Origin of the sequence: Streptomyces marinisediminis (genome assembly GCF_026262575.1) — a bacterium.
Classification (GTDB): domain Bacteria; phylum Actinomycetota; class Actinomycetes; order Streptomycetales; family Streptomycetaceae; genus Streptomyces; species Streptomyces marinisediminis.
This window is the reverse complement of sequence record NZ_JAPKFL010000017.1, coordinates 40,606-65,068: the sequence shown is the minus strand read 5'-3', so window position 1 is coordinate 65,068 and position 24,463 is coordinate 40,606. Positions and strand designations below refer to the sequence as shown.

At 75.8% G+C, this 24,463-nt stretch carries 21 protein-coding genes; 7 read left to right on the top strand and 14 right to left on the bottom strand.

What is annotated here, in order from left to right; genetic code table 11:
• Window positions 1–14: 14 nt before the first annotated feature.
• Window positions 15–206 (top strand): DUF1918 domain-containing protein, encoded by a 192-nt coding sequence (locus tag OSB71_RS15645; RefSeq protein ID WP_265948654.1) that lies wholly within the window; start codon window positions 15–17, stop codon window positions 204–206.
• Between the two features lie 24 nt (window positions 207–230).
• On the opposite strand, the gene OSB71_RS15640 is transcribed toward OSB71_RS15645, so the two are convergent.
• Window positions 231–1,445: a glycoside hydrolase family 10-like protein gene (locus OSB71_RS15640; RefSeq protein ID WP_265948653.1), complete on the bottom strand. Its 1,215-nt coding sequence runs from the start codon at window positions 1,443–1,445 to the stop codon at window positions 231–233.
• 241 nt (window positions 1,446–1,686) lie between these two features.
• Between OSB71_RS15640 and OSB71_RS15635 the strand changes: the two genes are divergently transcribed.
• Entirely contained in the window at window positions 1,687–2,547 is an 861-nt protein-coding gene (locus tag OSB71_RS15635) for a 3-hydroxybutyryl-CoA dehydrogenase (RefSeq protein ID WP_265948652.1), read from the top strand.
• 116 nt (window positions 2,548–2,663) lie between these two features.
• Here the strand turns inward: OSB71_RS15635 and pheT are convergent, their stop codons facing one another.
• The 3 genes from pheT to OSB71_RS15620 form a co-directional block, all read right to left on the bottom strand.
• Window positions 2,664–5,201: a phenylalanine--tRNA ligase subunit beta gene (pheT, locus tag OSB71_RS15630; RefSeq protein ID WP_265948651.1), complete on the bottom strand. Its 2,538-nt coding sequence runs from the start codon at window positions 5,199–5,201 to the stop codon at window positions 2,664–2,666.
• Window positions 5,201–6,361, bottom strand: a complete 1,161-nt coding sequence (pheS, locus tag OSB71_RS15625) for a phenylalanine--tRNA ligase subunit alpha (protein ID WP_265948650.1) — start codon at window positions 6,359–6,361, stop codon at window positions 5,201–5,203. The genes pheT and pheS overlap by 1 nt, the downstream gene beginning before the upstream one ends.
• A 195-nt stretch (window positions 6,362–6,556) precedes the next feature.
• A complete protein-coding gene (locus tag OSB71_RS15620) occupies window positions 6,557–7,627 on the bottom strand; it encodes a sensor histidine kinase (protein WP_265948649.1) in 1,071 nt (356 codons plus the stop codon).
• 175 nt (window positions 7,628–7,802) lie between these two features.
• On the opposite strand from OSB71_RS15620, the gene nagB reads away from it, so the two are divergent.
• Together nagB and OSB71_RS15610 are read left to right on the top strand one after the other, a co-directional pair.
• On the top strand, window positions 7,803–8,588 hold the full coding sequence (nagB, locus tag OSB71_RS15615; protein WP_265948648.1) for a glucosamine-6-phosphate deaminase: 786 nt from the start codon (window positions 7,803–7,805) through the stop codon (window positions 8,586–8,588).
• A gap of 411 nt (window positions 8,589–8,999) precedes the next feature.
• Complete coding sequence (locus OSB71_RS15610; RefSeq protein WP_265948647.1) at window positions 9,000–9,542, top strand: hypothetical protein; 543 nt, start codon at window positions 9,000–9,002, stop codon at window positions 9,540–9,542.
• Window positions 9,543–9,652: 110 nt separating this feature from the next.
• On the opposite strand, the gene OSB71_RS15605 is transcribed toward OSB71_RS15610, so the two are convergent.
• The 4 genes from OSB71_RS15605 to infC form a co-directional block, all read right to left on the bottom strand.
• Window positions 9,653–10,477, bottom strand: coding sequence for a TrmH family RNA methyltransferase (locus OSB71_RS15605; protein WP_265948646.1), 825 nt, complete (start codon window positions 10,475–10,477; stop codon window positions 9,653–9,655).
• A 147-nt stretch (window positions 10,478–10,624) separates the two neighbouring features.
• Complete coding sequence (gene rplT / locus OSB71_RS15600) at window positions 10,625–11,008, bottom strand: 50S ribosomal protein L20 (RefSeq protein WP_265948645.1); 384 nt, start codon at window positions 11,006–11,008, stop codon at window positions 10,625–10,627.
• Window positions 11,009–11,117: 109 nt separating this feature from the next.
• Window positions 11,118–11,312, bottom strand: coding sequence for a 50S ribosomal protein L35 (gene rpmI, locus OSB71_RS15595; RefSeq protein ID WP_265948644.1), 195 nt, complete (start codon window positions 11,310–11,312; stop codon window positions 11,118–11,120).
• A 137-nt stretch (window positions 11,313–11,449) separates the two neighbouring features.
• Window positions 11,450–12,067 carry a translation initiation factor IF-3 gene (infC, locus tag OSB71_RS15590; RefSeq protein ID WP_265948725.1) on the bottom strand — a complete coding sequence of 206 codons (618 nt, stop codon included), beginning with the start codon at window positions 12,065–12,067 and terminating at the stop codon, window positions 11,450–11,452.
• 413 nt (window positions 12,068–12,480) lie between these two features.
• Between infC and OSB71_RS15585 the strand changes: the two genes are divergently transcribed.
• Entirely contained in the window at window positions 12,481–12,894 is a 414-nt protein-coding gene (locus OSB71_RS15585) for a DUF1844 domain-containing protein (RefSeq protein ID WP_265948642.1), read from the top strand.
• Here the strand turns inward: OSB71_RS15585 and OSB71_RS15580 are convergent.
• The 3 genes from OSB71_RS15580 to OSB71_RS15570 are packed head-to-tail and all read right to left on the bottom strand — an operon-like array spanning window position 12,872 to window position 15,611.
• Window positions 12,872–13,621, bottom strand: a complete 750-nt coding sequence (locus OSB71_RS15580) for an SseB family protein (RefSeq protein ID WP_265948641.1) — start codon at window positions 13,619–13,621, stop codon at window positions 12,872–12,874. The genes OSB71_RS15585 and OSB71_RS15580 overlap by 23 nt on opposite strands.
• A 23-nt stretch (window positions 13,622–13,644) precedes the next feature.
• The gene (gene mycP / locus OSB71_RS15575) at window positions 13,645–14,877 is read right to left on the bottom strand and encodes a type VII secretion-associated serine protease mycosin (protein WP_416237268.1); all 1,233 of its coding nucleotides are present in this window, start codon (window positions 14,875–14,877) and stop codon (window positions 13,645–13,647) included.
• Between the two features lie 26 nt (window positions 14,878–14,903).
• Window positions 14,904–15,611 (bottom strand): hypothetical protein, encoded by a 708-nt coding sequence (locus tag OSB71_RS15570; RefSeq protein ID WP_265948639.1) that lies wholly within the window; start codon window positions 15,609–15,611, stop codon window positions 14,904–14,906.
• A 625-nt stretch (window positions 15,612–16,236) separates the two neighbouring features.
• Between OSB71_RS15570 and OSB71_RS15565 the strand changes: the two genes are divergently transcribed.
• Window positions 16,237–17,451: an amino acid deaminase/aldolase gene (locus tag OSB71_RS15565; protein ID WP_265948638.1), complete on the top strand. Its 1,215-nt coding sequence runs from the start codon at window positions 16,237–16,239 to the stop codon at window positions 17,449–17,451.
• Between the two features lie 361 nt (window positions 17,452–17,812).
• Here the strand turns inward: OSB71_RS15565 and OSB71_RS15560 are convergent, their stop codons facing one another.
• Both OSB71_RS15560 and OSB71_RS15555 read right to left on the bottom strand, forming a co-directional pair.
• Window positions 17,813–18,553, bottom strand: a complete 741-nt coding sequence (locus tag OSB71_RS15560) for a helical backbone metal receptor (RefSeq protein ID WP_265948636.1) — start codon at window positions 18,551–18,553, stop codon at window positions 17,813–17,815.
• Between the two features lie 76 nt (window positions 18,554–18,629).
• Window positions 18,630–20,405, bottom strand: a complete 1,776-nt coding sequence (locus tag OSB71_RS15555; RefSeq protein ID WP_265948635.1) for a BCCT family transporter — start codon at window positions 20,403–20,405, stop codon at window positions 18,630–18,632.
• Window positions 20,406–20,571: 166 nt separating this feature from the next.
• On the opposite strand from OSB71_RS15555, the gene OSB71_RS15550 reads away from it, so the two are divergent.
• Window positions 20,572–21,486 (top strand): 5'-3' exonuclease, encoded by a 915-nt coding sequence (locus OSB71_RS15550; protein WP_265948723.1) that lies wholly within the window; start codon window positions 20,572–20,574, stop codon window positions 21,484–21,486.
• Window positions 21,487–21,547: 61 nt separating this feature from the next.
• Here the strand turns inward: OSB71_RS15550 and OSB71_RS15545 are convergent, their stop codons facing one another.
• A complete protein-coding gene (locus tag OSB71_RS15545; RefSeq protein WP_265948634.1) occupies window positions 21,548–24,361 on the bottom strand; it encodes a DEAD/DEAH box helicase in 2,814 nt (937 codons plus the stop codon).
• Window positions 24,362–24,463: the final 102 nt, after the last annotated feature.

Genomic DNA, 24,463 nt, shown 5'->3' with positions numbered 1-24,463 from the left:
GCGAAAGGTGAGTCATGCACGCGGAAAAGGGTGACGAACTGCTGGTGCACGGCCGGGTGGTGGGGCAGCACGACCGCACCGCCCGGATCGTGGAGGTGCTGGGCGCACGCGGCGAACCGCCCTACCGGGTCCGGTTCGAGGACGGCCACGAGGCGGTCGTCTCCCCCGGGCCGGACTCCGTCGTGCGCCCCCCGCGGGAGGGCTGAGGGCGCGGCCCGCCCCGGAGCCCGTCAGCGGTAGTGGTCGCGCACGACGCGGCTCATCGCGCCGATCGGGTCGGCGGCCACGTGCCGGGCGGAGTAGAAGACGTGGCCCTCGACGCGCGGGTGGTCGGCGGCGAACGCGAGGTGGCGGGAGAGTTCGGCCGGGTCCTGCCAGGCGGCGGGCTGGGCGGGGTCGCCCGCCTTGTACAGCGCCTCGCCCACGTAGAGGTCCACGCCCGTGCCCCGGCACACCGCGTCCCACCAGGGCACCAGCGTCGCGTAGTCGGCCGCGGCGAAGCCGATGTGCCAGTACACCTGCGGAGCGATGTAGTCGACCCAGCCCTCGCGCACCCAGCGCCGGGTGTCGGCGTAGAGGTCGTCGTAGGTCTGGACGCCGGCGCGGGTGTCGGAGCCGGCCGGGTCGGTGGCGGCGTTGCGCCAGACGCCGAACGGGCTTACCCCGAACCGCGCCGCCGGGCGCACGCGCCGCAGCCGCGCCTTCGCCTCCCGGACCAGGAGGTCGACGTTGTGCCGCCGCCAGTCGCCGCGGTCGGCGAAGTCGCCGCCGTGCTCGGCGTACGCGGCGTCGTCGTCGAACGCCTGCCCGGCCACCGGGTAGGGGTAGAAGTAGTCGTCCCAGTGGACGCCGTCGACGGCGTAGCGCTCGACGGCGTCGAACATGGCGTCCTGCACGAACCGCCGGACCGCGGGCAGGCCGGGGTTGTAGTACAGCTTTCCGCCGTAGGGCACGAGCCACCCGGGGTGCGTACGGGCCGGGTGGTCGGCCACGAGCCGGGAGGCGTCGCCGTGGTTGGCCACCCGGTAGGGGTTGAACCAGGCGTGCAGGGCCAGGCCGCGGGCGTGGGCCGCGCGCACGGCGTGGCCCAGCGGGTCCCAGCCCGGGTCGCGGCCCTGGACGCCGGTCAACCAGGCCGACCACGGCTCGTGGGGCGAGGGCCACAGCGCGTCGGCGGTGGGCCGCACCTGGAAGAACACCGTGTTCAGCCGCCGCTCGACGGCCGTGTCCAGCAGGGCGTCCAGCTCCCGCCGCTGCGCCTCGGGAGCGACGCCCCGGGTGCGCGGCCAGTCGATCGTCTCCACCGTGGCGATCCACATGCCGCGCACCCCGGGGCGCGGGGCGCCCCCGCCCGGCGCCCCCGAGGCCGCGCCGGAGGTGCTCAGCGCCCCGGAGAGCGCGCCGGCCGCCACCGCCGCGAACGCCCGTCGTGTCAGCCGTCCCATCGTGCCCCCTGAAGTCGCCGAGGAGTGACCACCGCCACACAGCGGGTGATCCGTCCCAGGATGCACCGGCAGGCCCGCCCGGGGCGGGACGAACACGGAATCCGACCCGAGTGCGGCGAAGCGGGCACCCGGGCCTCACTCCCGTGGCCGACGGCGGTAACGTCGGACCGCACAGGCGCCGCGGCCTCCACCCACGCGGCCGCGCGCCGCGGACCGGGACGAGAACAGCGAAAGGCACGATGTGACCGACATCGAACGCGTCGGAGTGGTCGGCTGCGGCCAGATGGGCGCCGGGATCGCCGAGGTGTGCGCGCGGGCCGGGCTGGAGGTGACGGTCGCCGAGACCACCGGCGAGGCCCTGGAGCTCGGCCGCACCCGGCTGGTGAACTCGCTGGACCGGGCCGCGGGGCGCGGGAAGATCACCGAGGCCGAGCGGGACGCCACCCTGGAGCGGCTCACCTTCACCACGGACCTCGGCGAGTTCGCCGACCGCGACCTGGTGATCGAGGCCGTGGTGGAGAACGAGCAGGTCAAGACGGAGATCTTCCAGGTGCTCGACCAGGTCGTCACCCGGCAGGACGCGATTTTGGCCTCCAACACCTCCTCGATCCCGCTGGTGAAGCTGGCGGTGGCCACCTCGCGCCCCGACCAGGTCCTCGGCATCCACTTCTTCAACCCCGCGCCCGTCCAGCAGCTCGTGGAGCTGATCCCGGCGCTGACGACGAGCGAGGCCACCGTCGCCCGGGCCGAGGACGTGGTGGGCAAGGTGCTGGGCAAGCACGCGATCCGCGCCCAGGACCGGTCGGGCTTCGTGGTGAACGCCCTGCTCATCCCCTACCTGCTGTCGGCGATCCGGATGTTCGAGTCCGGCACGGCCAGCCGCGAGGACATCGACAACGGCATGGAGATGGGGTGCGCCCACCCGATGGGCCCGCTCAAGCTCGCCGACCTGATCGGGCTGGACACCGTGGCCTCGGTCGCCCACTCGATGTACGAGGAGTTCAAGGAGCCGCTGTACGCCTCGCCCCCGCTGCTCCAGCGGATGGTCGACGCCGGGCGCCTGGGCCGCAAGACGGGCGCGGGGTTCTACCCGTACGACTGACGGCCCGCGCGCCGCGCGCCTTCCCCGAGGGCGCCCGCGCGCGGCACGCACGCCAAGGGGCGGCTCCCGGTGGGGAGCCGCCCCTTCGCTCGTGTCCGCCGCGCCGCCGTTTCGCGTCAGCCGCGCAGCTCCGCGCCCGTGCGGGAGACGGCGGCGGCCACCGCGGCCTCCCGCGCGGCCGTGGCCTCCTCAGCGGTCAGCGTCCGCTCGGCAGCCCGGAACCGCAGGGCGTAGGCCAGCGACTTGCGGCCCGCGCCGAGCTGCTCACCGGTGAAGACGTCGAACAGCCGCAGCGACTCCAACAGGTCCCCCGCGCCCTCGCGCAGCGCCGCCTCCACGTCGGCGGCCGGGACGGCGGCGTCCACCACCAGGGCGACGTCCTGCGTGGCCACCGGGAACGTCGACACGCGCGGCGCCTGGACGGCGCCCCCGGCCGCGCGCTCCAGCACGTCCAGCTCCAGCTCCATCGCGCAGGTGCGCGGCGGCACCTGGAGCGCCTTGGTCACGCGCGGGTGCAGCTCGCCGGCGTGACCGACGAGCGTGCGCTCGCCGTCGACGTCCGCGTACAGCGCCGCGCACCGCCCCGGGTGCCAGGGCGCGTACTGGTCGCCGGCGGCCTCCAGGCGCACACCCGCCTCGCGGGCGACGACGCGCGCCGCCTCGACGGCGTCCGCCCACTGGGCCGGGCGGGCGGCGCCCCACCAGCCGGCCTGCTCGCGCGCGCCCGCCAGCACGGCGGCGACGCGGCGCGGCTGCCCGGGCAGCGCGGCGTCCTGTGCGGCCAGCGCCGCCTCGTCCGGCCGGGCGTCGACGCCGAGCCGCTCGGCGGGCCGCTCCCGCCCGGTGGGCCGGAAGACCAGGCCGGTCTCGAACAGGGCGACGCCGCCCTGCGGGCCCTGGCTGCCGCGCCCGTCGTTGCGCCGCAGCGCGGCGAGCAGCCCGGGCAGCAGCGTGGTGCGCAGGGCGGGCTCCTCGTCCGAGAGCGGGTTGAGCAGCCGGGCCGTGCGGCGGCGCGCGTCGTCGGCCGGCAGCCCCAGCCGGTCCCACACCGCGTCCCCGACGAACGGGTAGTTCGGCGCCTCGACGAACCCCGCTCCGGCCAGCGCGCGGCCCACCCGGCGGTGCAGCCGCTGCCGGTCGGTCAGGCCCCGCCCGGCGGGCGGCCGGGGCAGGGTGGCGGGCAGGTTCTCGTAGCCCTCCAGCCGGACGACCTCTTCGGCGAGGTCGTTGGGGTCGGTCAGGTCGGGCCGCCAGCTCGGCACGGTGACGGTCAGCTCGTCGGTCCCGGTGACGTCGCAGCCGATCTGCTGAAGGCGGCGCACGACGGTCTCCCGGCCGTAGGAGACGCCCGCGACCCGGTCGGGGTGGTCGGCGGGGAGCGTGACGGTGCGCGGCGCGGTCCGCCCGCGCACCTCGGTGACCCCGGCCTCGGCGGTGGCGCCCGCCAGCAGCACCAGCAGGTCCACGGCGCGCTGCGCGGCCGCCGCGGCGGCCTCCGGGTCGACGCCGCGCTCGAAGCGGCGGGAGGCCTCGGAGCTGAGCCGGTGCCGCCGCGCGGTGCGGGCGATGGCGACCGGGTCGAAGTGGGCCGCCTCGATGACCACCTCGCGGGTGCCCTCGGCCGCGCCGGACCCGGGTGCGGCCGCCTCGGCGTCCGCGATCTCGGTGCTGGCACCGCCCATCACCCCGGCCAGGCCGATCGGCCCGGCGTCGTCGGCGATGACCAGGTCCTCGGCGTCCAGCACGCGGGTGACGCCGTCCAGGGTGACGATCTTCTCCCCCGGCGCGGCCCGGCGCACGCCGATGGCCCCCTCGACGCGGGCCCGGTCGTAGGCGTGCAGCGGCTGCCCGAGTTCCAGCATCACGTAGTTGGTGACGTCCACCGCGAGCGAGATCGGCCGCATCCCGGCTTTCTGCAGGCGCCGCTGGAGCCAGATCGGCGAGCGCGCCTCGGGGCGGACGCCGGTGACCGCGCGGGCCACGAACCGGTCGCAGCCCTCCCGGTCGGCGACCTCGACGGCGGGCCCGTACTCCCCCGGGGCGGTGACGTCCAGCAGCGCCGGGTCGCGCAGCGGCAGCCCGTAGGCGGTGGCCGCCTCGCGGGCGACGCCGCGCAGGGACAGGCAGTAGCCGCGGTCGGGGGTGACGGCGATGTCCAGCACCTCGTCGACGAGCTGGAGCAGCTCGACGGCGTCGGTGCCGGGCTCGTACTCGGGCGGCAGCACGATGATGCCGTCGTGGTCCTCGCCCATGCCCAGCTCGGCGGCCGAGCAGATCATGCCCTCGGACAGCTTGCCGTAGGTGCGGCGGGCGGAGATCGCGAAGTTCCCCGGGAGGACCGCGCCGGGCAGGACGACGACGACCTTGTCACCGACGGCGAAGTTGCGCGCGCCGCAGACGATGTTCTGCGGCTCGCCGGTGCCGTTGGCCTGGCCGACGTCGACCTGGCAGTAGCGGATGGGCTTCTTGAACTCGGTCAGCTCCTCGATGGCGAGGACCTTGCCGACGACGAGCGGGCCGCTGAGGCCGGCGCCGAGCTGGTCGACGGTCTCGACCTCCAGCCCGGCCGCGATCAGCTTGGCGGCGACGTCCCGGCCGGTCTCACCGGCGGGCAGGTCGACGTACTCCCGCAGCCAGGAAAGCGGGGCGCGCATCAGATCTCCGTTCCGAAGGGCCGGGTGAAGCGCACGTCACCCTCGACCATGTCTCGCATGTCCTCGACGTTGTGGCGGAACATCAGCATCCGCTCGATGCCGAACCCGAAGGCGAACCCGCTGTACTTGTCCGGGTCGACGCCGCAGGCGGTCAGCACCCGCGGGTTGACCATGCCGCAGCCGCCCAGCTCGATCCAGCCCTCGGAGGAGCAGGTGCGGCAGGGCCGGGCCGCGTCGCCCACGGAGGCGCCCCGGCAGACGTAGCAGACCATGTCCATCTCGGCGGACGGCTCGGTGAACGGGAAGTAGCTCGGCCGCAGGCGGGTGCGCATGTCCGCACCGAACAGCTCGCGCACCATGTGGTCGAGCGTGCCCTTGAGGTCGGCCATCGTCAGGCCCTCGTCGACGGCGAGGAGCTCCACCTGGTGGAAGACCGGGGTGTGGGTGGCGTCCAGCTCGTCGGAGCGGAAGACCCGGCCCGGGCAGACGACGTAGACCGGCGGCTCGCGGTCCAGCAGCGCGCGCGCCTGCACCGGGGAGGTGTGGGTGCGCAGCACCAGGCCGGAGCCGGGGGCCGGCTCGCCCTTCCGCCCGCCCTGCCCGCCGGGAGCGGCGGCGCGGGGTTCCGCGACGAAGAAGGTGTCCTGGGTGGAGCGCGCCGGGTGGTCGGGGCCGATGTTGAGGGCGTCGAAGTTGAACCACTCCGTCTCCACCTCGGGGCCCTCGGCGACCTCGTACCCCATCGCGACGAAGACGTCCTCGATGCGCTCCATCAGGGTCGTCAGCGGGTGCCGGGCGCCCGCGGGGACGCGGTCGTAGGGCAGCGTGACGTCCACGGCCTCCTCGACCAGAACGCGCTCGTCGCGCTCGGCCTCCAGCTCCTCCTGACGCGCCGCGAGCGCCTTGTTCACCGCGCCGCGCGCGGCGCCCACGCGCTTGCCCGCGTCCGCCTTGGCGTGCGGGGGCAGGGCGCCGATCTCGCGGTTGGCCAGCGCCAGCGGGGAGCGGTCGCCGGCGTGGGCGGCCTTGACCTCGCGCAGCGCGTCGAGGCCGTCGGCCGCGGCGATCGCGGCCAGTGCCGTGTCCCGCGCGCGCTCGATCGCTTCCGGTTTCAGTGCCTCGACCTCGACCGGGTCGTACGACTTGTTGGGTGCCGACATCTCTTCCCGTACTTCCGATTGGCTGACGCCTGTGCGCTGGGCCCGCGGGCTCCTGGGCGGCTGGCACCGGCGACGCCCGGGGGCGGCGCGGGAGTGCCAGGCCACGAGTCTACGGGGCGCGGCGTCGTGGCAGGGACGCGGAGCAGCCCGTGGTGATCTTCCACGGCCGGTCGCGGCGGTGGCGCGGTGCGCGCGTCACGCCAGGACGGCCGGGACTCCCACGGGCAGGGTAAACCGGAACTCGGCGCCGCCCGCCGGGGAGCGGCCCACCGTGATCGTCCCGCCGTGCGCCTCGACGATCCCCTTGGCGATGTACAGGCCCAGCCCCGTCCCGCCGCGCCGGCTGCCCCGCCAGAAGCGGGTGAAGACGCGGCTCATCGACTCCTCGGGGATGCCGGGACCCTCGTCGCTCACGGTGACGGTGACTCCTTCGGGGACGGCCCGGGTGGGCTCGGCGGCGCTCACCTCGATGGTGACGGTGCCGTCGCCGTGGCGCACGGCGTTTTCCAGCAGGTTGCCCAGCACCTGGTCGATCTTGTCGGCGTCGGCCCACAGCGGGGGCAGCGGCTCCCCGACCCGGTAGCGGAAGCGCTCGGCGGGCTCGCCCGCGCACAGGTGGGCGTCGATGTGCCGGGAGACGGCCGAGGGCAGGTCCACGGGCTCCTTGCGCAGCTCCAGGCGCCCGGAGTCGATGCGGGAGATGTCCAGCAGCTCGGCGATGAGCCGGTTGATGCGGCCCGCGTCGGCGTCCACGGTCTCCAGCATCAGCCGCTTCTGGTCGTCGGTGAAGCGCTCCCACTTGTCCAGCAGGGTCTTGGTGAAGCCCTTCACCGACGTCAGCGGGGAGCGCAGCTCGTGCGCGACGACGGCGATCAGCTCGGCGTGGCGGCGCTCGCTGCGGCGCCGGGCCTCGGTGCCGCGCAGCGTCACGACCAGCCGCCGCAGGGGCCCGCCGGGGTGGACGCGGGCGTACGTGGCGGAGACCAGCACCTCGCGCCCGCCGGGCAGCAGCAGGTTGCGCTCGGGCTGCCCGCGCCGGATGGCGAGCCCGCCGTAGGGGTCGGTGAGCTGCCACCACATGCGGCCGTCGAGGTCCTGGAGCGGCAGCACCCGTTCGATCCGGTGGCCCAGCGCCTGGTCGGCGCTGTGGGCGGTGATGCGGGCGGCGGCGGCGTTGAAGCAGATCACCCGGCCGCGCTCGTCGGCGACGACGAGTCCGTCGGGCAGGTCGTCGGGCTCCAGCCCGAACGCGGCCACTTCCGGCACCTGTCTTCCCCCTCACCCTGCGAGCGCCCTGGGCGAAACCTTACGCCGCGCACGGCGCGCGCGGCAGGCGGTGTCGGCAAGCGCGGGTGCTCTGGCCCGGGCGCCGCCCGGTTGGGTACGTTGGTCCGGTCCAGTGGTCTACTCCAATGCAGCCAGCGCACAGACAGGGATCCTTGTGGAAGTTGTCATCGTTCCGGACGCCGCAGCGGCGGCCGACCTCGTCGCCGACGCCATGGCCGGCCTGCTGCGCCGCAAGCCCGACGCGCTCCTGGGCGTCGCCACGGGCTCGACGCCGCTCCCGGTGTACGCGGCCCTCGCGCGCAGGATCGCGAGCGGCGAGCTGGACGCGTCCGGGGCCCGGGTCTGCCAGCTCGACGAGTACGTGGGCCTTCCGGCCGGGCACCCGGAGTCCTACCGCTCGGTGGTGCTGCGCGAGGTCGTGGAGCCGCTCGGGCTCTCCCCCAGCGCGTTCCTCGGCCCCGACGGCACGGCCGAGGACCTGGCCGCCGCCTGCCACGCCTACGACCGCGCGCTCGCCGAGGCGGGCGGCGTGGACCTCCAGCTCCTCGGCATCGGCACCGACGGCCACATCGGCTTCAACGAGCCCTGCTCGTCACTGGCCTCCCGGACGCGGATCAAGACGCTCACCGACCAGACGCGGGCGGACAACGCGCGCTTCTTCGACGGCGACGTCGACCAGGTGCCGCGGCACGTCATCACCCAGGGCATCGGCACGATCCTGGAGGCGCGCCACCTCGTGCTGCTCGCCACGGGGAAGGCCAAGGCCGACGCGGTGGCCCTCGCGGTTGAGGGGCCGCTGGCGGCGGTGGTGCCGGCGTCGGCGCTGCAACTGCACCCGCACGCGACGGTGGTCGTCGACCAGGCCGCGGCCTCCGGCCTGGAGCACGCCGACTACTTCCGCGCCACCTACGCCGCGAAGCCGTCCTGGCAGGGGCTGTAGGCCGCACGGCCCCCCGCTCCGCCCGGTCCCGGGCGCCTCACGCCGCTGCGGCGGGGCGCCCGGGGCCGCTCCGGCCGGCGCGGACCGCTCGGGCCCGGCACTCGGCCCCCGGGGGCGCCTGGGCACCGCACCGCCGCCGCCCCGCGGGCCCGGGCCGCCGCCGCGCCCGGAACCCACCGCCCCCGCTGCTCGGCGGGCCCACGGACGGCACGGGGCGCTCCGCGCTCCGCCACCACCGCGGCGGGCGGCCCGATGCGTGTGCGGTGGCGTACAACCGGGCCGCCGGGCGGGGTGTCTGACGGGGTGACCACCTCGTGTGCGCGGCGTCCACGACCAACGCGAGCACCACCGGACGCCGGGCATCCGCGCACCTCCGGGTGCGCGACACACCGAGCAAAGGGGAACAGCCACATGCGTGCTCGAAAGACCCTCGTCGCCGCGGCGGCCTGCGCCTTCGCCCTCGTCCCCGCGACGTCCGCCATGGCCGGCACCGGCCCCGCGCCCGCGCCCTCCCCGCAGCGGGCCGCGGGCGGTGAGGCGGCCACCGCGCCCTCGGCCGCGGGCAACCCCGCCAGCGCCCGGGCCCAGGACGCCGGGGTGTGCCTGGACGCGTACCAGATCGGCACCACGTCCTACATCACCCGCGCGGGGGTCCGCATCGCCTCCGTCAAGCAGTTCTACTCGCCGGAGTGCGAGGAGAACTACGGCTACGTGTGGGTCTGGGACAGCTTCCGCGAGAACAGCGGCGACTACGGCGACTACGACGTCAGCGCCGGCGTCTACAGCTACTCCCGCGACGAGTACGTCGGCCACGTCACCTGGACCAACACCAACGGCCAGGAGTTCTGGTCCGACTCGGCCGCCACCCTGCAGGAGTGCACCGCCGCGGTCGGTGGCGTGCGCCGGGCCGGGGACCCGCTGCCGAACCAGGCGGCCACCGACCAGCGCTGCTGACGCCCGGCCGGTTCGAGGGCGCCGCCGCCCCGTCCGCACGGGGGCGGAGGGGCGGCGGCGCCCACCACGGCCCGGCGCCGGGCGGTGGCGCCGGGCGGTGGCCCGGCGACCTACCGCTGGGCGCGGGCGGAGGCGTAGAGGCAGACCGCGGCGGCCGTGGCGAGGTTCAGGGACTCGGCGCGGCCGTGGATCGGGACGCGCACCACCTCGTCGCAGAGCGCGCGGGTGGTCTCGGGCAGGCCCCAGGCCTCGTTGCCGAAGACCCAGGCCGTCGGCCCGTTCATCGCCCCGCGGTCCAGCTCCCCGTCCAGGTCCCGCTCGCCCGCGCCGTCGGCCGCCAGCACCCGCAGCCCGTGGGCGCGCAGCCCCGTGACGGCCTCCGCGACGGGGACGCCCACGGCGACCGGCAGGTGGAACAGCGAACCCGCCGAGGCGCGCACGGACTTGGGGTTGTACAGGTCCACGGAGGCGTCGGTGAGGACGACGGCGTCCGCCCCGGCGGCGTCCGCGCAGCGCAGCACCGTGCCCGCGTTGCCCGGGTCGCGCACGTGGGCGAGGACGGCGACCAGCGCGGGGCGCGCGGCGAGCACGTCCGCGAACGGGGTGTGCAGGAAGTGGCAGACGCCGATGAGGCCCTGCGGGGTCACGGTCTGCGCGATGTCGGCCATCGTCGCGTCGGACGCGGGCAGGACGCGTGCCCCGGCCGCCCGGGCGGCGGCCACGATGTCCGCGTGCCGCTCGACCGCCTCCTCGGTGGCGAACAGCTCGACGAGCGTGGGACGGCCGTCGGCCCCGCGGTGGGCGACGGCCTCGCGCACGGCCTGCGGACCCTCCGCGAGGAAGCGGCGCTCCTTGCCGCGCGTGGCGCGCCGGGCCAGCCGGCGGGCGAAGGCGACGCGGGGGTTGCGCGGGGAGATCGGCTCGGCGGTGCCCATGGTGCGGCGGTCTCGCTTCCGTCAGTGCGGGAGGGGTGGGGCGGGCGGGTGGCGGCGGGCCACCCGGACGGCCCGCCGCCGAACGCGGCGGACCCGCAGGCCGGTGGGCCTGCGGGTCCGGTGCCGCGGGAAGGCTCAGCCGGTCGTTCAGGCGGCCTTCGGGGCGTTGACGTCGCTGGGCAGCGCCTTCTGGGCGACCTCGACGAGCGCGGCGAACGCGTTCGGGTCGTTGACCGCGAGGTCGGCGAGGATCTTGCGGTCCACCTCGACCTGGGCGGCCTTCAGGCCCTGGATGAAGCGGTTGTAGGTCATGCCGTTGGCGCGGGCCGCGGCGTTGATCCGCTGGATCCAGAGCTGGCGGAAGTCGCCCTTGCGCTTCTTGCGGTCGTTGTAGTTGTAGACGAACGAGTGGGTGACCTGTTCCTTCGCCTTGCGGTACAGGCGGGAGCGCTGGCCACGGTAGCCGCTGGCCTGCTCCAGGATCGCCCGGCGCTTCTTGTGGGCGTTGACTGCCCGCTTGACGCGTGCCACGTGTTGACTCCTTGTAGCGGGGCCGCGGTGGATGCGCGCGGCCCAAACATCGATGGGTACCGGTCTGGGTCCCGGCCCGCTCGCGCACGGCGCGGTGCGGGCCGACGGCTCACTTGCCGAGAAGCTTCTTGATCTTCTTGGCGTCGGCCGGGGCCATCTCGTTCGTGCCCGCAAGACGGCGCGTGAGCGTCGACGGCTTGTGCTCGAGATAGTGGCGACGTCCCGCGCGCTGCCGCATCACCTTGCCGGAGCCGGTGAGCTTGAAGCGCTTGCTCGCACCGCTGTGCGTCTTGTTCTTCGGCATGTCGCCGTTCTCTCCTCATCATGGAGTTCTGGCGTTCCCGTCGTCCGCGCCGGGCTGCCCCGTGGCGCGGGCGGGCGGGAACGTCAACTCTGGTTCGGTTCGGGCTGTCCCGGGGCGGTGGCCGCTCCGGGTGAGGCTCACGCCTCGGCGGTCTCCTCGGCAGGCGCCTCGGCCGGCTGGTCGCCGCGCAGGGCCGACTTGCGTGCCTCCTGCGCCTGGCGCGCCTCCGCCATGGCCTCGGTCTTCTTCTTGTGCGGGCCGAGCACCATGATCATGTTGCGGCCGTCCTGCTTGGGGTTGGACTCCACGAAGCCCAGGTCCTGGACGTCGTCGGCGAGCCGCTGCAGCAGTCGGAACCCCAGCTCGGGCCGGGACTGCTCGCGCCCGCGGAACATGATCGTGATCTTGACCTTGTCACCCTGCTTGAGGAACCGGACGACGTGACCCTTCTTGGTGTCGTAGTCGTGCGGATCGATCTTCGGCCGGAGCTTCATCTCCTTGATGACCGTGTGCGCCTGGTTCTTGCGCGCCTCACGGGCCTTCATGGCCGACTCGTACTTGAACTTCCCGTAGTCCATGAGCTTGCACACCGGAGGCCGCGCGTTCGCGGCCACCTCGACGAGGTCGAGGTCGTACTCCTGTGCGAGCTCCAGGGCCTTGGCGAGCGGCACGATGCCGACCTGCTCGCCGCTGGGACCGACGAGTCGCACCTCGGGGACGCGAATCCGGTCGTTGATGCGGGGCTCGGCGCTGATGGGGCCTCCTAGGTAGCACCACGCGGCCGCCTGGCGGACAGCCGCGTCACGTGTCTGTGGGTGAGAGACCGCCCCGTCATGGGCGCGACGTGAGAAACGCCCCGGACGGGACACAAGACGGGGCTCCGCACAGACCGGGAGCACCGCCGCGTTCACCGCGGGGCGCGACCTGACCGTTGACCCGCCGACCGTCAGGCCGGAACGGGTGGGAGCGTGGAGCCTCCACTTGCGGGCCGGGCATCACCACCGCCTTGCGGGGCGGGAGACGTCCGACCGGTCACCCCCCATCGTACACGACCGGTACACGACGGGCGCACACACCGCGCCCGCGCGCAAGCCCCCGGTCGGGGGAGCCGGCCCGCCCGCCTAGGCTGGGGCACCGCCCCCGCCGCTTGAGCAGAAAGCGAACCACGATGACCGACGCCGCCCCCTCCCCGCAGCCGGACCAGCCCGCGCACGCGCCGTCCGCCGGCGACCAGGCCGCCCGGCCGGGGCCCGACTTCGACACCGTCACCCGGGACATCGCCGACGTCCCGGCCGTGGAGGTCGTCACCACCGTCGCCGTCCACCTGATGAGCGCGGCGGCGGTCAACCTCGGGCTGGCCGAGGAGGGCGAGCGGCACAAGGATCTGGACGAGGCACGCAAGCTGATCCAGGCGCTGGCCGGGCTGGTGACGGCGAGCGCCACCGAGATCGGCTCCTACCACGCCGCGCCGCTGCGGGACGGACTGAAGTCCCTGCAGCTCGCGTTCCGGGAGGCCTCGGTCGTCCCCGACGAGCCGGGGCAGGGGCCGGGCGAGAAGTTCACGGGGCCGGTGTACGGCTGAACAGCGGCGCTCCCGGCAGCGCGGCGCCGGGCGGCAGCAGGGCCAGCTCCAGGCCGCGCACCAGGTGCTCGCGCAGCGCGGCGTCCGCCGCCAGGGCGCGGGCGACGCGGGCGGCCACCGCCCGGGGCTCCGCGCCGTCGGCCAGCCGCAGCGCGAGGGTGCCGTCCGCGGTGCCGCCGGGCGCCAGGTGGGCGCTGAGCACGTCCGGCTCCGCCGCGACGACCACGCGCACCGCCTCGGTGACGGCGCCCTCGCCGAGCGGCCCGCCCGGACGCGGGTGCCCGGCGGCCAGGGCGCGCAGCGCGGAGCCGGTGAGCTGGAAGGTCACCGGCCCGGCCAGGTCGAGCACCAGCGTGTCGGCCTGTTCGTGCGCCGCCGCCTGGAGCGCGCGGTGGAACGGGACGGCGACGGGTCGGGCGTCGGCCTGCCAGCGGGCCAGGCTCGCGGTGGAGCTGAAGACGGGCAGCGCGCGCCGGCCGCCCGGCGCGGTGAGCGTGGGCACGGCCATGTCGCTGCTCTTGTCCCGGCGCAGGCCGTCCGGCCCGGTCTCGGCCTCGCCGAGCACCGCCACGACGGGCACCAGCAGGCGGGCGCCGGGCAGCGCGTCCAGTACCCGCCCCTGGGCACCGCGGTCGGCCGCGTAGGCGGCCAGGGCCCGGGCGAGCGCGGGGTCCGCCGCGCCGTCGTCGTCGGCGTAACCGGGGTCGGGGATGTTCTTGAGCACCACCCGACGAGGGTAGCCCGCGGCCGTCAGCGGCCGCGGGGCGGGCTTGCGCGCCGGGCCAGGGCCGCGGCGGCGGCCAGGAAGAGCGCGCCCAGCGCTCCGGCCGCCACGGCGGGCCAGGCGCCCGCCCCGGCCGCGTCGGGCGTGGGTCCGGAGCCGAAGTACTCGGCCGGGTGGGGCCGGCCCTGCGGGCGCTGGGGGCGGGGCTCCAGCGTCGCGCCCAGTTCGAGCGCGGCCGCGGCGTCGACCACGCCGGTGCCCAGGGCGTCGCTGCGCCCGCCCGCCGGGGTCGCGTCGGCGGTGTCCGCGAGCAGGCGCTTGATCTGCGCGGGGCTCAGCTCGGGGTGCGCGGCGCGCACCAGAGCGACGACGCCGGAGACGGCGGCCGCGGCGGCGCTGGTTCCCCACCCCTTGTAGTAGCGCCGGTCGGGGTCCGCTATCACCACGTCCTTGCCCGGTGCGGCCACGGTGGCGTACCAGCGGCTGGTGGAGAAGGGGGCGCGGGCCCCGTAGCGGTCCACGGCGGTGACGGCGATGACGCCGGGGTAGGCGGCCGGGTAGGAGACCGGGTCGCCCTCCTCGCCGCCGTTGCCCGCGGAGGCCACCACCACGGCGCCGTTGCGCAGGGCGTAGCGCACGGCGGCGTCCTCCCGGGGGTCGGGGTGCGCGGAGGCGCTGTCGTCGCCCAGTGAGAGGTTGATGACGTCGGCGCCCTGGTCGACGGCCCAGCGGATGCCCTCGGCCAGCGCACTGGGCCCGGGGGCGTCGCGCGCGCGCTCGCGGGCCGGGTCGGCCTCCTCCAGCAGCACCCGCACGGGCAGGATGTCCGCTTCGGGGGCGATGCCGACGACGCCGTCCGCGCGGTCCGTCCCGTGGCCGCGCCCGGCGATGATCCCGGCCATCGCGGTGCCGTGCTGGGCCCAGGCGGTGTCGCCCGGACCCGCGCCGAAGCCGATGACGTCCTTGCCCTCCAGGACGGCGCCCTGGAGGTCGGGGTGGCCGGCGTCCACCCCGGTGTCCAGCACGGCCACGGTGACGCCGGCGCCGCGGGTGGTCTGCCACGCCTCGCGGGCGCCGACCGCGTCCAGCGACCACTGGCGCTCGCGGATGCCGTCGGCGTGGGCGGCCTGCCCGGCCACCGGGGAGAGCAGGAGCAGCAGGGCGGCGCCGAGCGCGGCCACCGCGCGGGCGACCGGGGCGGTGCGCGGGGGACGGCGGCCGCCCGGGCCCGCGGGGCGGGGCGAAAGCCGCGGTGCCACCGGGCCGGGTCCGGATCCGCGTACGCTCATCGGTCCCCCGGCACGTCGCGGGTCGCGGCGTCGCGCAGGCCCGTCTCGATCAGGTCGGCGACGCCCTCGGCGGCGTGCCCGAGCCCGGCCTGGGCGACGGCGGAGGTCTCGCCCTCCCGGGTGGCCTCGGCCGCCGGCTGGGGTGCCGGGGCGGTGCGCTGGTCGGCGAAACCGGTGACGGCGTAGACCACCACCGGCAAATCCGTGCGCACGCGCACCGTCCAGGTGGCGCGCTGGGCGTCGCCGAAGCCGGCGGACGGGGTGCCGCGGGCGGCGTAGGCGCGCGGCATGAGGTCCTCGCGGGTGCCGAGGCCCTCGCGGGCGAACCGTTCCTCCAGCTCGCGCATGCCCGCGCGCTCCGCCTCGGTGAACACCACGCCGACGGTGGTGACGGACGAGGAGGTCTCGTCGACGTAGGTGGCGCGCAGCAGGCGGTCGCAGCCGACCGGGGCCAGCGCCTTGGCCAGCAGTTCGTCGAACGCCTCGGCGCAGCCGCTGTCCGGGGCGACGGCCGCGCGTATCCACACCCGGTCGGCGCCGCCGGGGCCCGCGCCCTCGCCCTCGAGGGTGGGCGGGAAGAGCGTGTCGACGGGGGCGGAGTGCCACAGCTCCCGCGCGCCGGTGAAGGTCTCCGCCGCGGTGGGCCGCCCGCCCGGGGTGCTGTTGAGCCAGGCGCCGGTGGCCGCGCCGCCGAGCAGGCCCACGCCGAGGACGAGGCACAGGGCGGCGGCGACGGTGCGCGCGCGGCCCCGCCGGTGCGGGGCCGCCGGCTGCGGCGCCGACGGCGGGGCGGGCGGCGCGGCGAGGGGCCCGGGCGCGGCCGGGGGCGCGGTGGGCGGCGTGGCGGGCGGCGTGCAGGACGCGGGCGGACGCGGCTCGGGGCGGGGCGCCGCCGGCGCACCGGGCGCGGGACGGGCGCGGGGCACGGTACGCGGCGGGACGCCCGCACGGGGTCCCGCGCCGCGCGGGTCCCCGGTGCGCGGTTCCCCCGCGCGCCGCGGCTCCGCCGCGCCACCCGGCTCACCCGCACGGGGGTGTTCGGGTGCGCGGGGCTGCGCGGCCGGGCGGGGCGGGGCGGTGGGCCGGGGCGGGGCGGACGGGTGCCGGGGCCGGGTCGGCGGCGGGGGGCCAGCCGGGTCCGCCTCAGTGCTCACCGGCACCCCCTCGCGCTCGAAGCCGCCACCGCGAAGGGGGCCGGCCGGTCGTCCGTGGGACGCCCCACGGAACCGTCAGTCCTGGTGTGTGCGCCACTCTACGGTGCGTGCCCGTGGGTGCGGCAACCCGCTCCGGGGGGTGACCGCCGCGCGGTCGCTCTGGCAAGCTGCCCTGGTGCCCTCCGCGTTCCCGCACCCCGCAGCAGACCGGGCCCGGTACGACCGGGCCACCGCGCACCTGGACGCCCCGTTCGCGGTGTGCGACCTGGAGGCCTTCGACGCGAACGCCGCCGACCTGGTGCGGCGGGCCGGCGGCAAGCCGCTGCGCGTCGCCAGCAAGTCGGTGCGCTGCCGGGCGCTGCTGGAGCGGGCCCTGGCGCGGGAGGGCTTTCACGGAGTGATGGCGTTCACGCTGGCCGAGGCCGTGTGGCTGGCCCGTGGCGGCCTCGCGGACGTGCTGGTGGGCTACCCGTCGGCGGACCGGGCGGGCTACGCGGAGCTGGCGGCCGACCCGAAGCTGGCGGCGGCGGTGACCGTCATGGTGGACGATCCGGCCCAGCTCGCCTGGATCGACGCCGCCCGGGGCGGTGGGAAGCAGGAGATCCGGGTCTGCCTGGAGCTGGACACCTCGCTGCGCCTGCTGGGCGGGCGGCTGCGGTTCGGCGCGCGGCGCTCCCCGCTGCACTCCCCCGGGCAACTGGCCGACGTGGCGCGCGCGGTGCTGCGCCGCCCGGGGTTCCGGCTGGTCGGCGTGATGGCCTACGAGGGCCACGTGGCCGGGGTGGGAGACCGGGTCCCCGGGCGGCCGCTGCGCTCGGCGGGGGTGCGGGTGATGCAGCACGCGGCGCGCCGGGAGCTGGCGGAGCGGCGGGCGGCGGCCGTGCGGGCGGTGCGGGCGGTCGTCCCGGATCTGGAGTTCGTCAACGGCGGCGGCACCGGCAGCGTCCAGCACACCGCCGCCGAGGACGCGGTCACCGAGGTGGCGGCCGGGTCCGGGCTGCTGATGCCGCGCCTGTTCGACCACTACACCTCCTTCGGCGGGCGTCCGGCCGCGCTGTTCGCCCTGCCGGTGGTGCGCCGGCCGGGGTTCGGCGCCGTGACCGTGCTCGGCGGCGGCTACCCGGCCTCCGGCGCGCCCGGCGCCGACCGGCTGCCGGTGCCCTGGCTGCCCGAGGGCCTGCGGTACGACCCGGCGGAGGGGGCGGGCGAGGTGCAGACCCCGCTGCTCGGACCGCCCGCCGACGACCTGCTGATCGGCGACCGGGTGTGGTTCCGGCACGCCAAGTCCGGCGAGCTGGCCGAACGCTTCGACGCGCTCCACCTGATCGAGGGTGACCGGGTGGTGTCCACCGCCCCGACGTACCGCGGAGAGGGCCACACCTTCCTGTGACCGCGCCCCTCCCCCGCCCGGCGGCGCGCGGGCGGGTGCTCCCGGCGGCGCGCCGGAGCCAGGAGGCCGCGCGCGCTCACCGGGCCCCGGCCGACGGGCCCGGCGCCCGAGCCCCCGCGCACCGGCAGCGCCGCCGCCGTCCCCCGCCCCGCGGGCGCTCCGGCGCACCGCCGGCGGCGTCCCGCCGCGCACCGGAGAACGCGGTCCCCGACGCCCTGGCGCCCCCGGCGGCCGGGGCGCGCCCACGGTCCGCGCGCGCGTCGAAGCGGCCCGGCCCCGCAGCCCGCCCGCGCGACGCGCCTGCGGGCGCCGGCGCGGGGGTCCCGCGTGCCCCGCGCGGGCGCCCGCCGAGCGCCGGTTCTCAGCGGCCGAGCGCGGCTCGCAGCGCGCCGCCCAGCACGGCGGGCGCCTCCGCGAGCGAGGGGCCGTACCAGGTGAGGTGGCGCCCGCTCACCAGCGCGGCGGGCAGGCCGGGGAAGCTCTCGGGGCCGTCGTCGGGCGCGAAGGCGTACGGCTCGTCGGGCAGCACCACGAGGTCGGTCCCCGGGCCGGTGAGCTCCGCCAGCGGCACGCGCGGGTAGCGCTCGGCGTGTGCGGCGTAGCGGTGCGCCACGCCCAGCCGGGCGAGCACGTCTCCGGCGAAGGTGTCCCGGCCGAGCACCATCCACGGCCGGCGCCAGATGGGCACGACGGCGCGGGCGGCGGGCGTCAGCGCCCAGGGGCCCACGTCCCGCCAGGCCGCCTCGGCCGCGGCGAGCCAGGGCGGACGCGGCACCCCGCAGGCCCGCCCCAGCACGCGGCGCAGCTCGTCGAAGGCCTGCGGCAGCGTGCGGATCTCGGTGACCAGCACCTCCAGGCCCGCCGCCTTCAGCGCGGCGAGGTCGGCCGGGCGGTTCTCCTCCTCGTTGGCGAGGACGAGGTCGGGGGCCAGCTCGGCGACCGCCGCGGTGTCGGGGTTCTTGGTGCCGCCGACCCGCGCCACGTCGAGCCCGGCCGGGTGGGTGCACCAGTGGGTGGCGCCCACCAGCGCCCCCGGCGCGGTGGCCGCCACGGCCTCGGTCAGCGAGGGCACGAGGGAGACGACACGGGAAGCGGCAGCCATGGACGTCAGGCTACGGCCTGGGTCCATGGCTGCCGCCTCCGGGCGCTACGGGCGGGCGCTCACCCGCCCCGTGGCGCTACCGCTTGCCCGCGGGCCGCTGGTCCTGCTCGCCGGGCCGCTGGCCCTGGCCCCCGTCGGAGAGCGAGCCGTTCTCCATGCCCTCCTCGAAGGCGGCGACGGCCTCGTCGATCAGCCGGGCCTCGTCGCGGCGCCGCTTGGCCTCCAGGTGGGCCTGGCGTTCCCGGTGGAAGGACTTCAGCGTCGCGGCGCACATGCCGAGCATCACCACGCTGAACGGCAGGGCGATGATGATGGCGGCCGTCTGCAGCGTCGTCAGCGCCTCGGTGCCGGCGCCGCTGGCGACCAGCAGCGCGATGGCCACCGCGCCCTCGGCACACGCCCAGAACACCCGGCTCCACACCGGCGGGTTGGGGTCGCCGCCGGAGGCGAGCATGTCCACCACGTAGGAGCCGGAGTCCGACGAGGTGACGAAGAACATCACGATCAGCAGGACCGTGAGGCCGGCGAAGAAGGCGCCGCCGGGCAGCGTGTCCAGGAGCTGGAAGAGCGCGTAGTCGTTGTTGACCGTGTCGCCCGCGCCGACGATGCCGCCGTCACCGACGGTCTCCTGGTGGATCGCGGCCCCGCCGAAGACGGAGAACCAGAAGAAGGTCAGCAGCGTGGGCACGAGCAGGACGCCGCACACGAACTCGCGCACGGTGCGACCGCGCGAGATGCGGGCGATGAAGATGCCGACGAACGGCGCCCAGGAGATCCACCAGCCCCAGTAGAAGACGGTCCAGCCCTTGACCCAGTCGGTGCCGGCGTCGCCCTGCGAGGCGCCGGTGTCGAAGCTGAGCGCCAGGATGTTCTGCAGGTAGCCGCCGGTGTCCTGCACGAAGGTGTTGAAGATGTAGAGCGTCGGGCCGGTGATCAGCACGAACAGCAGCAGGATCGCGGCCACGCCCATGTTCGCGTTCGACAGCCACTTGATGCCCTTGCCGATGCCGGAGACCACCGACAGCGTCGCGACGAGCGTGATGCCCGCGATGAGCACGACCAGCAGCGTCTTGCTGCCCCCGTCGTCGACCCAGCCCTGGAAGTCCAGGCCCGCGGCGATCTGCATCACGCCCAGCCCCAGCGAGGTGGCGACGCCGAAGAGGGTGCCGATGACGGCGATCGCGTCGATCGCGTCGCCCCAGCGGCCCTTGATCCGGTCGCCGAGGAGCGGCTCGAGCGCCCAGCGGATGGACACCGGGCGCCCCTTGCGGTGCACGGCGTAGGCGACGGCCAGGCCGACCACCGCGTAGATGGCCCACGGGTGGATGCCCCAGTGCAGGAACGTCTGCACCATCGCCGCCTCGGCCTTCTCGGCCTGGCCCTCGCCGGTGCCCGGGCGCGGCTGGGCGAAGAAGTTCGTCGGCTCGGCGACGCCCCAGAACACCAGGCCGATGCCCATGCCGGCGGCGAACAGCATCGCCAGCCAGGAGCGCATGCCGAACTCCGGCTTCTCGTTCTCCTTGCCGAGCCGGATGTCGCCGTAGCGGCCGATGCCCACCCACAGCGCGAAGATCACGAAGAGGGAGACGATGGCCATGTAATACCAGCCGAGGCCGCCGACGATGCTCTCGTTGGCCTGGGAGATGACCTTGGCGGCGTGCTCCCGGAACACGGTGGCGTACAGCACGAAGGCGGCGATGACGATCGCCGCAGGCCAGAAGACGCCGCGAGCTATCGACGACCCGGCACCGCGCTTGTCGGTGGGATGTTTCTGTGCGGGTGGTTCGGGCTGTCGCGCCGTGTGCTCTGCGGCCACCGGGCGTTCCCCCTTGTCCTGATAGGTGCTTGACATGCCGGGCAGACTCGCCCGGACTGTGCACGCCTGCCCAACGCACACCACCGCACACGTCACGAAATGGTCTCAACCTGTGGGACGGCGCACCTCGCCACGCCGCACCGTCGACGGCCCGGCTGTCAGCGGGCTGCGGCATCATCGGGGGGTGACCACGCGACGCCTGATGCTGCTCGACACCGCCTCCCTGTACTTCCGCGCCTACTTCGGCGTGCCGGAGTCCGTCAGGGCCCCGGACGGCACCCCGGTCAACGCCGTGCGCGGCCTGCTGGACTTCATCGCCCGGCTGGTCCAGGACCACCGGCCGTCCGCGCTCGTGGCCTGCATGGACGCCGACTGGCGCCCGGCCTGGCGGGTGGAGCTCATCCCGTCCTACAAGGCGCACCGGGTCGCCCGGGAGACGGCGGCGGGCCCGGACGAGGAGGTCGTCCCGGACACGCTCGCGCCGCAGGTGCCGGTGATCGAGCAGGTGCTGGACGCGCTCGGCATCGCCCGCGCCGAGGCCCCCGGGTACGAGGCGGACGACGTGATCGGCACCCTGGCCACCGCGGCCACCGACCCGGTCGACATCGTCACCGGCGACCGGGACCTGTTCCAGCTCGTCGACGACGCCCGCGGCGTGCGCGTGCTGTACCCGGTCAAGGGCGTGGGCACCCTCGCCGCGTTCGACGCGGCGGCGCTGCGCGAGCGGTACGGCGTCGACGGCCCCGGCTACGCCACCCTGGCGGTGCTGCGCGGCGACCCCAGCGACGGGCTGCCCGGGGTGCCCGGCGTCGGCGAGAAGACGGCGGCCCGGCTGCTGGCGGCGCACGGGGACCTGCCGGGCATCCTCGCGGCCGTGGAGGACCCGCGCTCGGGGATCACCCCCGCCCAGCGGCGCCGGCTGCGGGAGGCCATGCCCTACCTCGCGGTGGCGCCGACGGTGGTGCGCGTGGCCCGCGACGTCCCGCTGCCGGAGCTGGACGCCACGCTGCCCGGCGCGCCCCGGGACGCGCGGCGGACGGCCGAGCTGGCCGAGCGGTGGGGCCTGGGCGGCTCCCTGGAGCGCGTGCTCGACGCGCTGGCCCGCGCGGCGCACTGAACACGCGCCCGTCCCACCGGCCCGCGCGGCTCCCAAAGCGCCCGGGAGCCGCGCGGCGCGCTCAGCTCACCGAGGAGTAGGCGACGACGCCCCGCAGCATGGCGTCCACCGCCTTGCGGGCGTTGCGCCGCACGGTGCCGCCCTCCGGCGCCGCCGCGGCGAGCTGGCCGAGGACGTCGACGACCTGCTTGCACCAGCGCACGAAGTCGCCCGCGTGCATCTCGGCCTCCCGCAGCACCGCGTCCAGGCCGTCGCCCTCGGCCCAGCGGTAGGCGGCCCAGGCGAAGCCGAGGTCCGGCTCCCGCTGGCCGACGCCCGCGCTCTGGCTGACCCGGTGCTCCTCCTCCAGCGCGTCCAGCCGGCCCCAGATGCGCACCATCTCGCCCAGCGCGGCCTTCGCCCGCCCGCCGGGCAGCGTCGGCGCCAGCGCGTCGTCCGGGGTGCGGGCCTCGTAGACCAGCGCCGAGGCGCAGCCGGCCAGCTCGGCGGCGCCCAGTCCCTCCCAGACGCCTTCGCGCAGGCACTCGGCGGCCAGCAGGTCCAGCTCGCCGTAGAGCCGGGCCAGCCGCCTGCCGTCCTCGGTGACCCGGTCCCCGTCCAGGTACTCCAGGTCCGACAGCAGGGCGTAGACGCGGTCGAAGGTGCGGGCGATGGTGTTGGTGCGGCCCTCGATGCGGCGCTCCAGTTGCCGGGTGTCCCGCTTGAGGCGGTGGTAGCGCTCCGCCCAGCGGGCGTGGTGCTCGCGGTCGTCGCAGCCGTGGCAGGGGTGGGCGCGGATCTCCGCCCGCAGCCTGCCGATCTCGGCGTCGTCGGCGGCCGGCGCGCGCTCGCGGCGGCGCCGGTGCGGGGCGGGGGTGTGCTCGGCGGCCCCCGCCTTGGTGCGCAGGGCCGAGGCCAGGTCGCGGCGGGACTGCGGGTTGCGCGGGTTGAACGACTTGGGGATGCGCATGCGGCCCAGCGCCTCGACCGGCACGGGGAAGTCCATCCCGGCCAGCCGCTTGACCTGGCGTCCGGCCGTCAGCACCAGCGGGCGCTGCCCGTCGTGGTGGTCGAACTGCCGGTGCCCGGTGCTGCGTCCGGCCGGCAGCCCCGGGTCCAGGACGAGGGCGAGCCCGGCGAACTTCCCGGTGGGCACGTGGATGATGTCACCCGAGCGGAGCTTCTCCAGCGCGGCCGCGGCCTGCGCCCGGCGCTGGACGGCGCCCTGCTTGGCCAGCTCCGTCTCCCGGTCCTTCAGCTCCCGCCGCAGCCGGGCGTACTCGGTGAAGTCGCCCAGGTGGCAGGTCATCGCCTCGCGGTAGCCCTCCAGCCCCTCCTCGTTGCGCTGCACCTGCCGGGAGATGCCGACGACGGAGCGGTCCGCCTGGAACTGGGCGAAGGAGGTCTCCAGGAGCTCGCGCGAGCGGTGCCGCCCGAACTGCTCCACGAGGTTGACGGCCATGTTGTAGGACGGCTTGAACGACGAGCGCAGCGGGTAGGTGCGCGTGCCGGCCAGGCCGGCGAGCGCGGCCGGGTCCATGCCGCGCTGCCACAGCACCACGGCGTGTCCCTCGATGTCGATGCCGCGCCGCCCGGCCCGCCCGGTGAGCTGGGTGTACTCCCCGGGGGTGATGTCGGCGTGCTGCTCGCCGTTCCACTTGACGAGCTTCTCCAGGACCACCGAGCGGGCGGGCATGTTGATGCCCAGCGCGAGGGTCTCGGTGGCGAACACGGCCTTGACCAGACCGCGGACGAACAGCTCCTCGACGACCTCCTTGAACGTGGGGAGCATGCCCGCGTGGTGGGCGGCGATGCCGCGCTCCAGGCCCTCCAGCCACTCGAAGTAGCCCAGGACGTGCAGGTCCTCGTCCGGGATCGCGGCGGTGCGCTCCTCCACGAGCCGGCGCACCTCGGCGCGGGCCGCGGCGTCGTTCAGGCGCAGCCCGGCCACCAGGCACTGCCGCACCGCGGCCTCGCAGCCCGCCCGGCTGAAGATGAAGGTGATGGCCGGCAGGAGCCCCTCGGCGTCTAGCCGGTCGATGACCTCCGGGCGGCTCGGCGTCCAGATCCGGCGCTGCTGGCGGCGCTCGCGCTCCCGGTCAGCCTCGCGGCGGGGGCCGCCCCGGCGCCGGTCGCGCGGGCCGGTGACGCTGTTCTCCATGCGGGCCATGCGCGCCAGGTCGGGGTTGACCTCGCGGCGCCCGCCCTTCTCTTCGAACAGGTCGTAGAGCCGGCGTCCGGCCAGCACGTGCTGCCACAGCGGCACGGGCCGGTGCTCGGAGACGATGACGCTGGTGTCGCCGCGCACCGTGTCCAGCCAGTCGCCGAACTCCTCGGCGTTGGAGACGGTGGCCGACAGCGACACGAGCGTCACCGACTGCGGGAGGTGGATGATCACCTCTTCCCACACCGCGCCGCGGAACCGGTCGGAGAGGTAGTGCACCTCGTCCATCACGACGTAGCCCAGGCCGCGCAGCGTCTGGGACCCGGCGTAGAGCATGTTGCGCAGCACCTCGGTGGTCATCACGACCACCGGCGCCTCGGCGTTGATGCTGTTGTCCCCGGTCAGCAGGCCGACGCGCTCGGCGCCGTAGCGGCGGGCGAGGTCGGCGTACTTCTGGTTGGACAGCGCCTTGATCGGCGTGGTGTAGAAACACTTGCGGCCCTGGGTGAGGGCCAGGTGGACGGCGAACTCGCCGACGATCGTCTTGCCTGAGCCGGTGGGCGCGGCCACCAGCACTCCCTTGCCGGCCTCCAGCGCCCGGCAGGCGTCGAGCTGGAACGCGTCCAGCTCGAAGTCGTACATCTGACGGAAGGGCGCCAGCGCGGTGGCTTCCTCCGCGGCCCGTCGGCGCGCGGCGGCGTACCGCTCAGCGGGGGACATGTCCTCGGTCATCGTGCGTACGAGCCTACCGGCCGCCTCGGACACCGGCTGATCATTTCCTCCCCCGCGGCGGCACGGCACCGTGCCGCCGCGGGCGGACGGCCCACCGGGGGC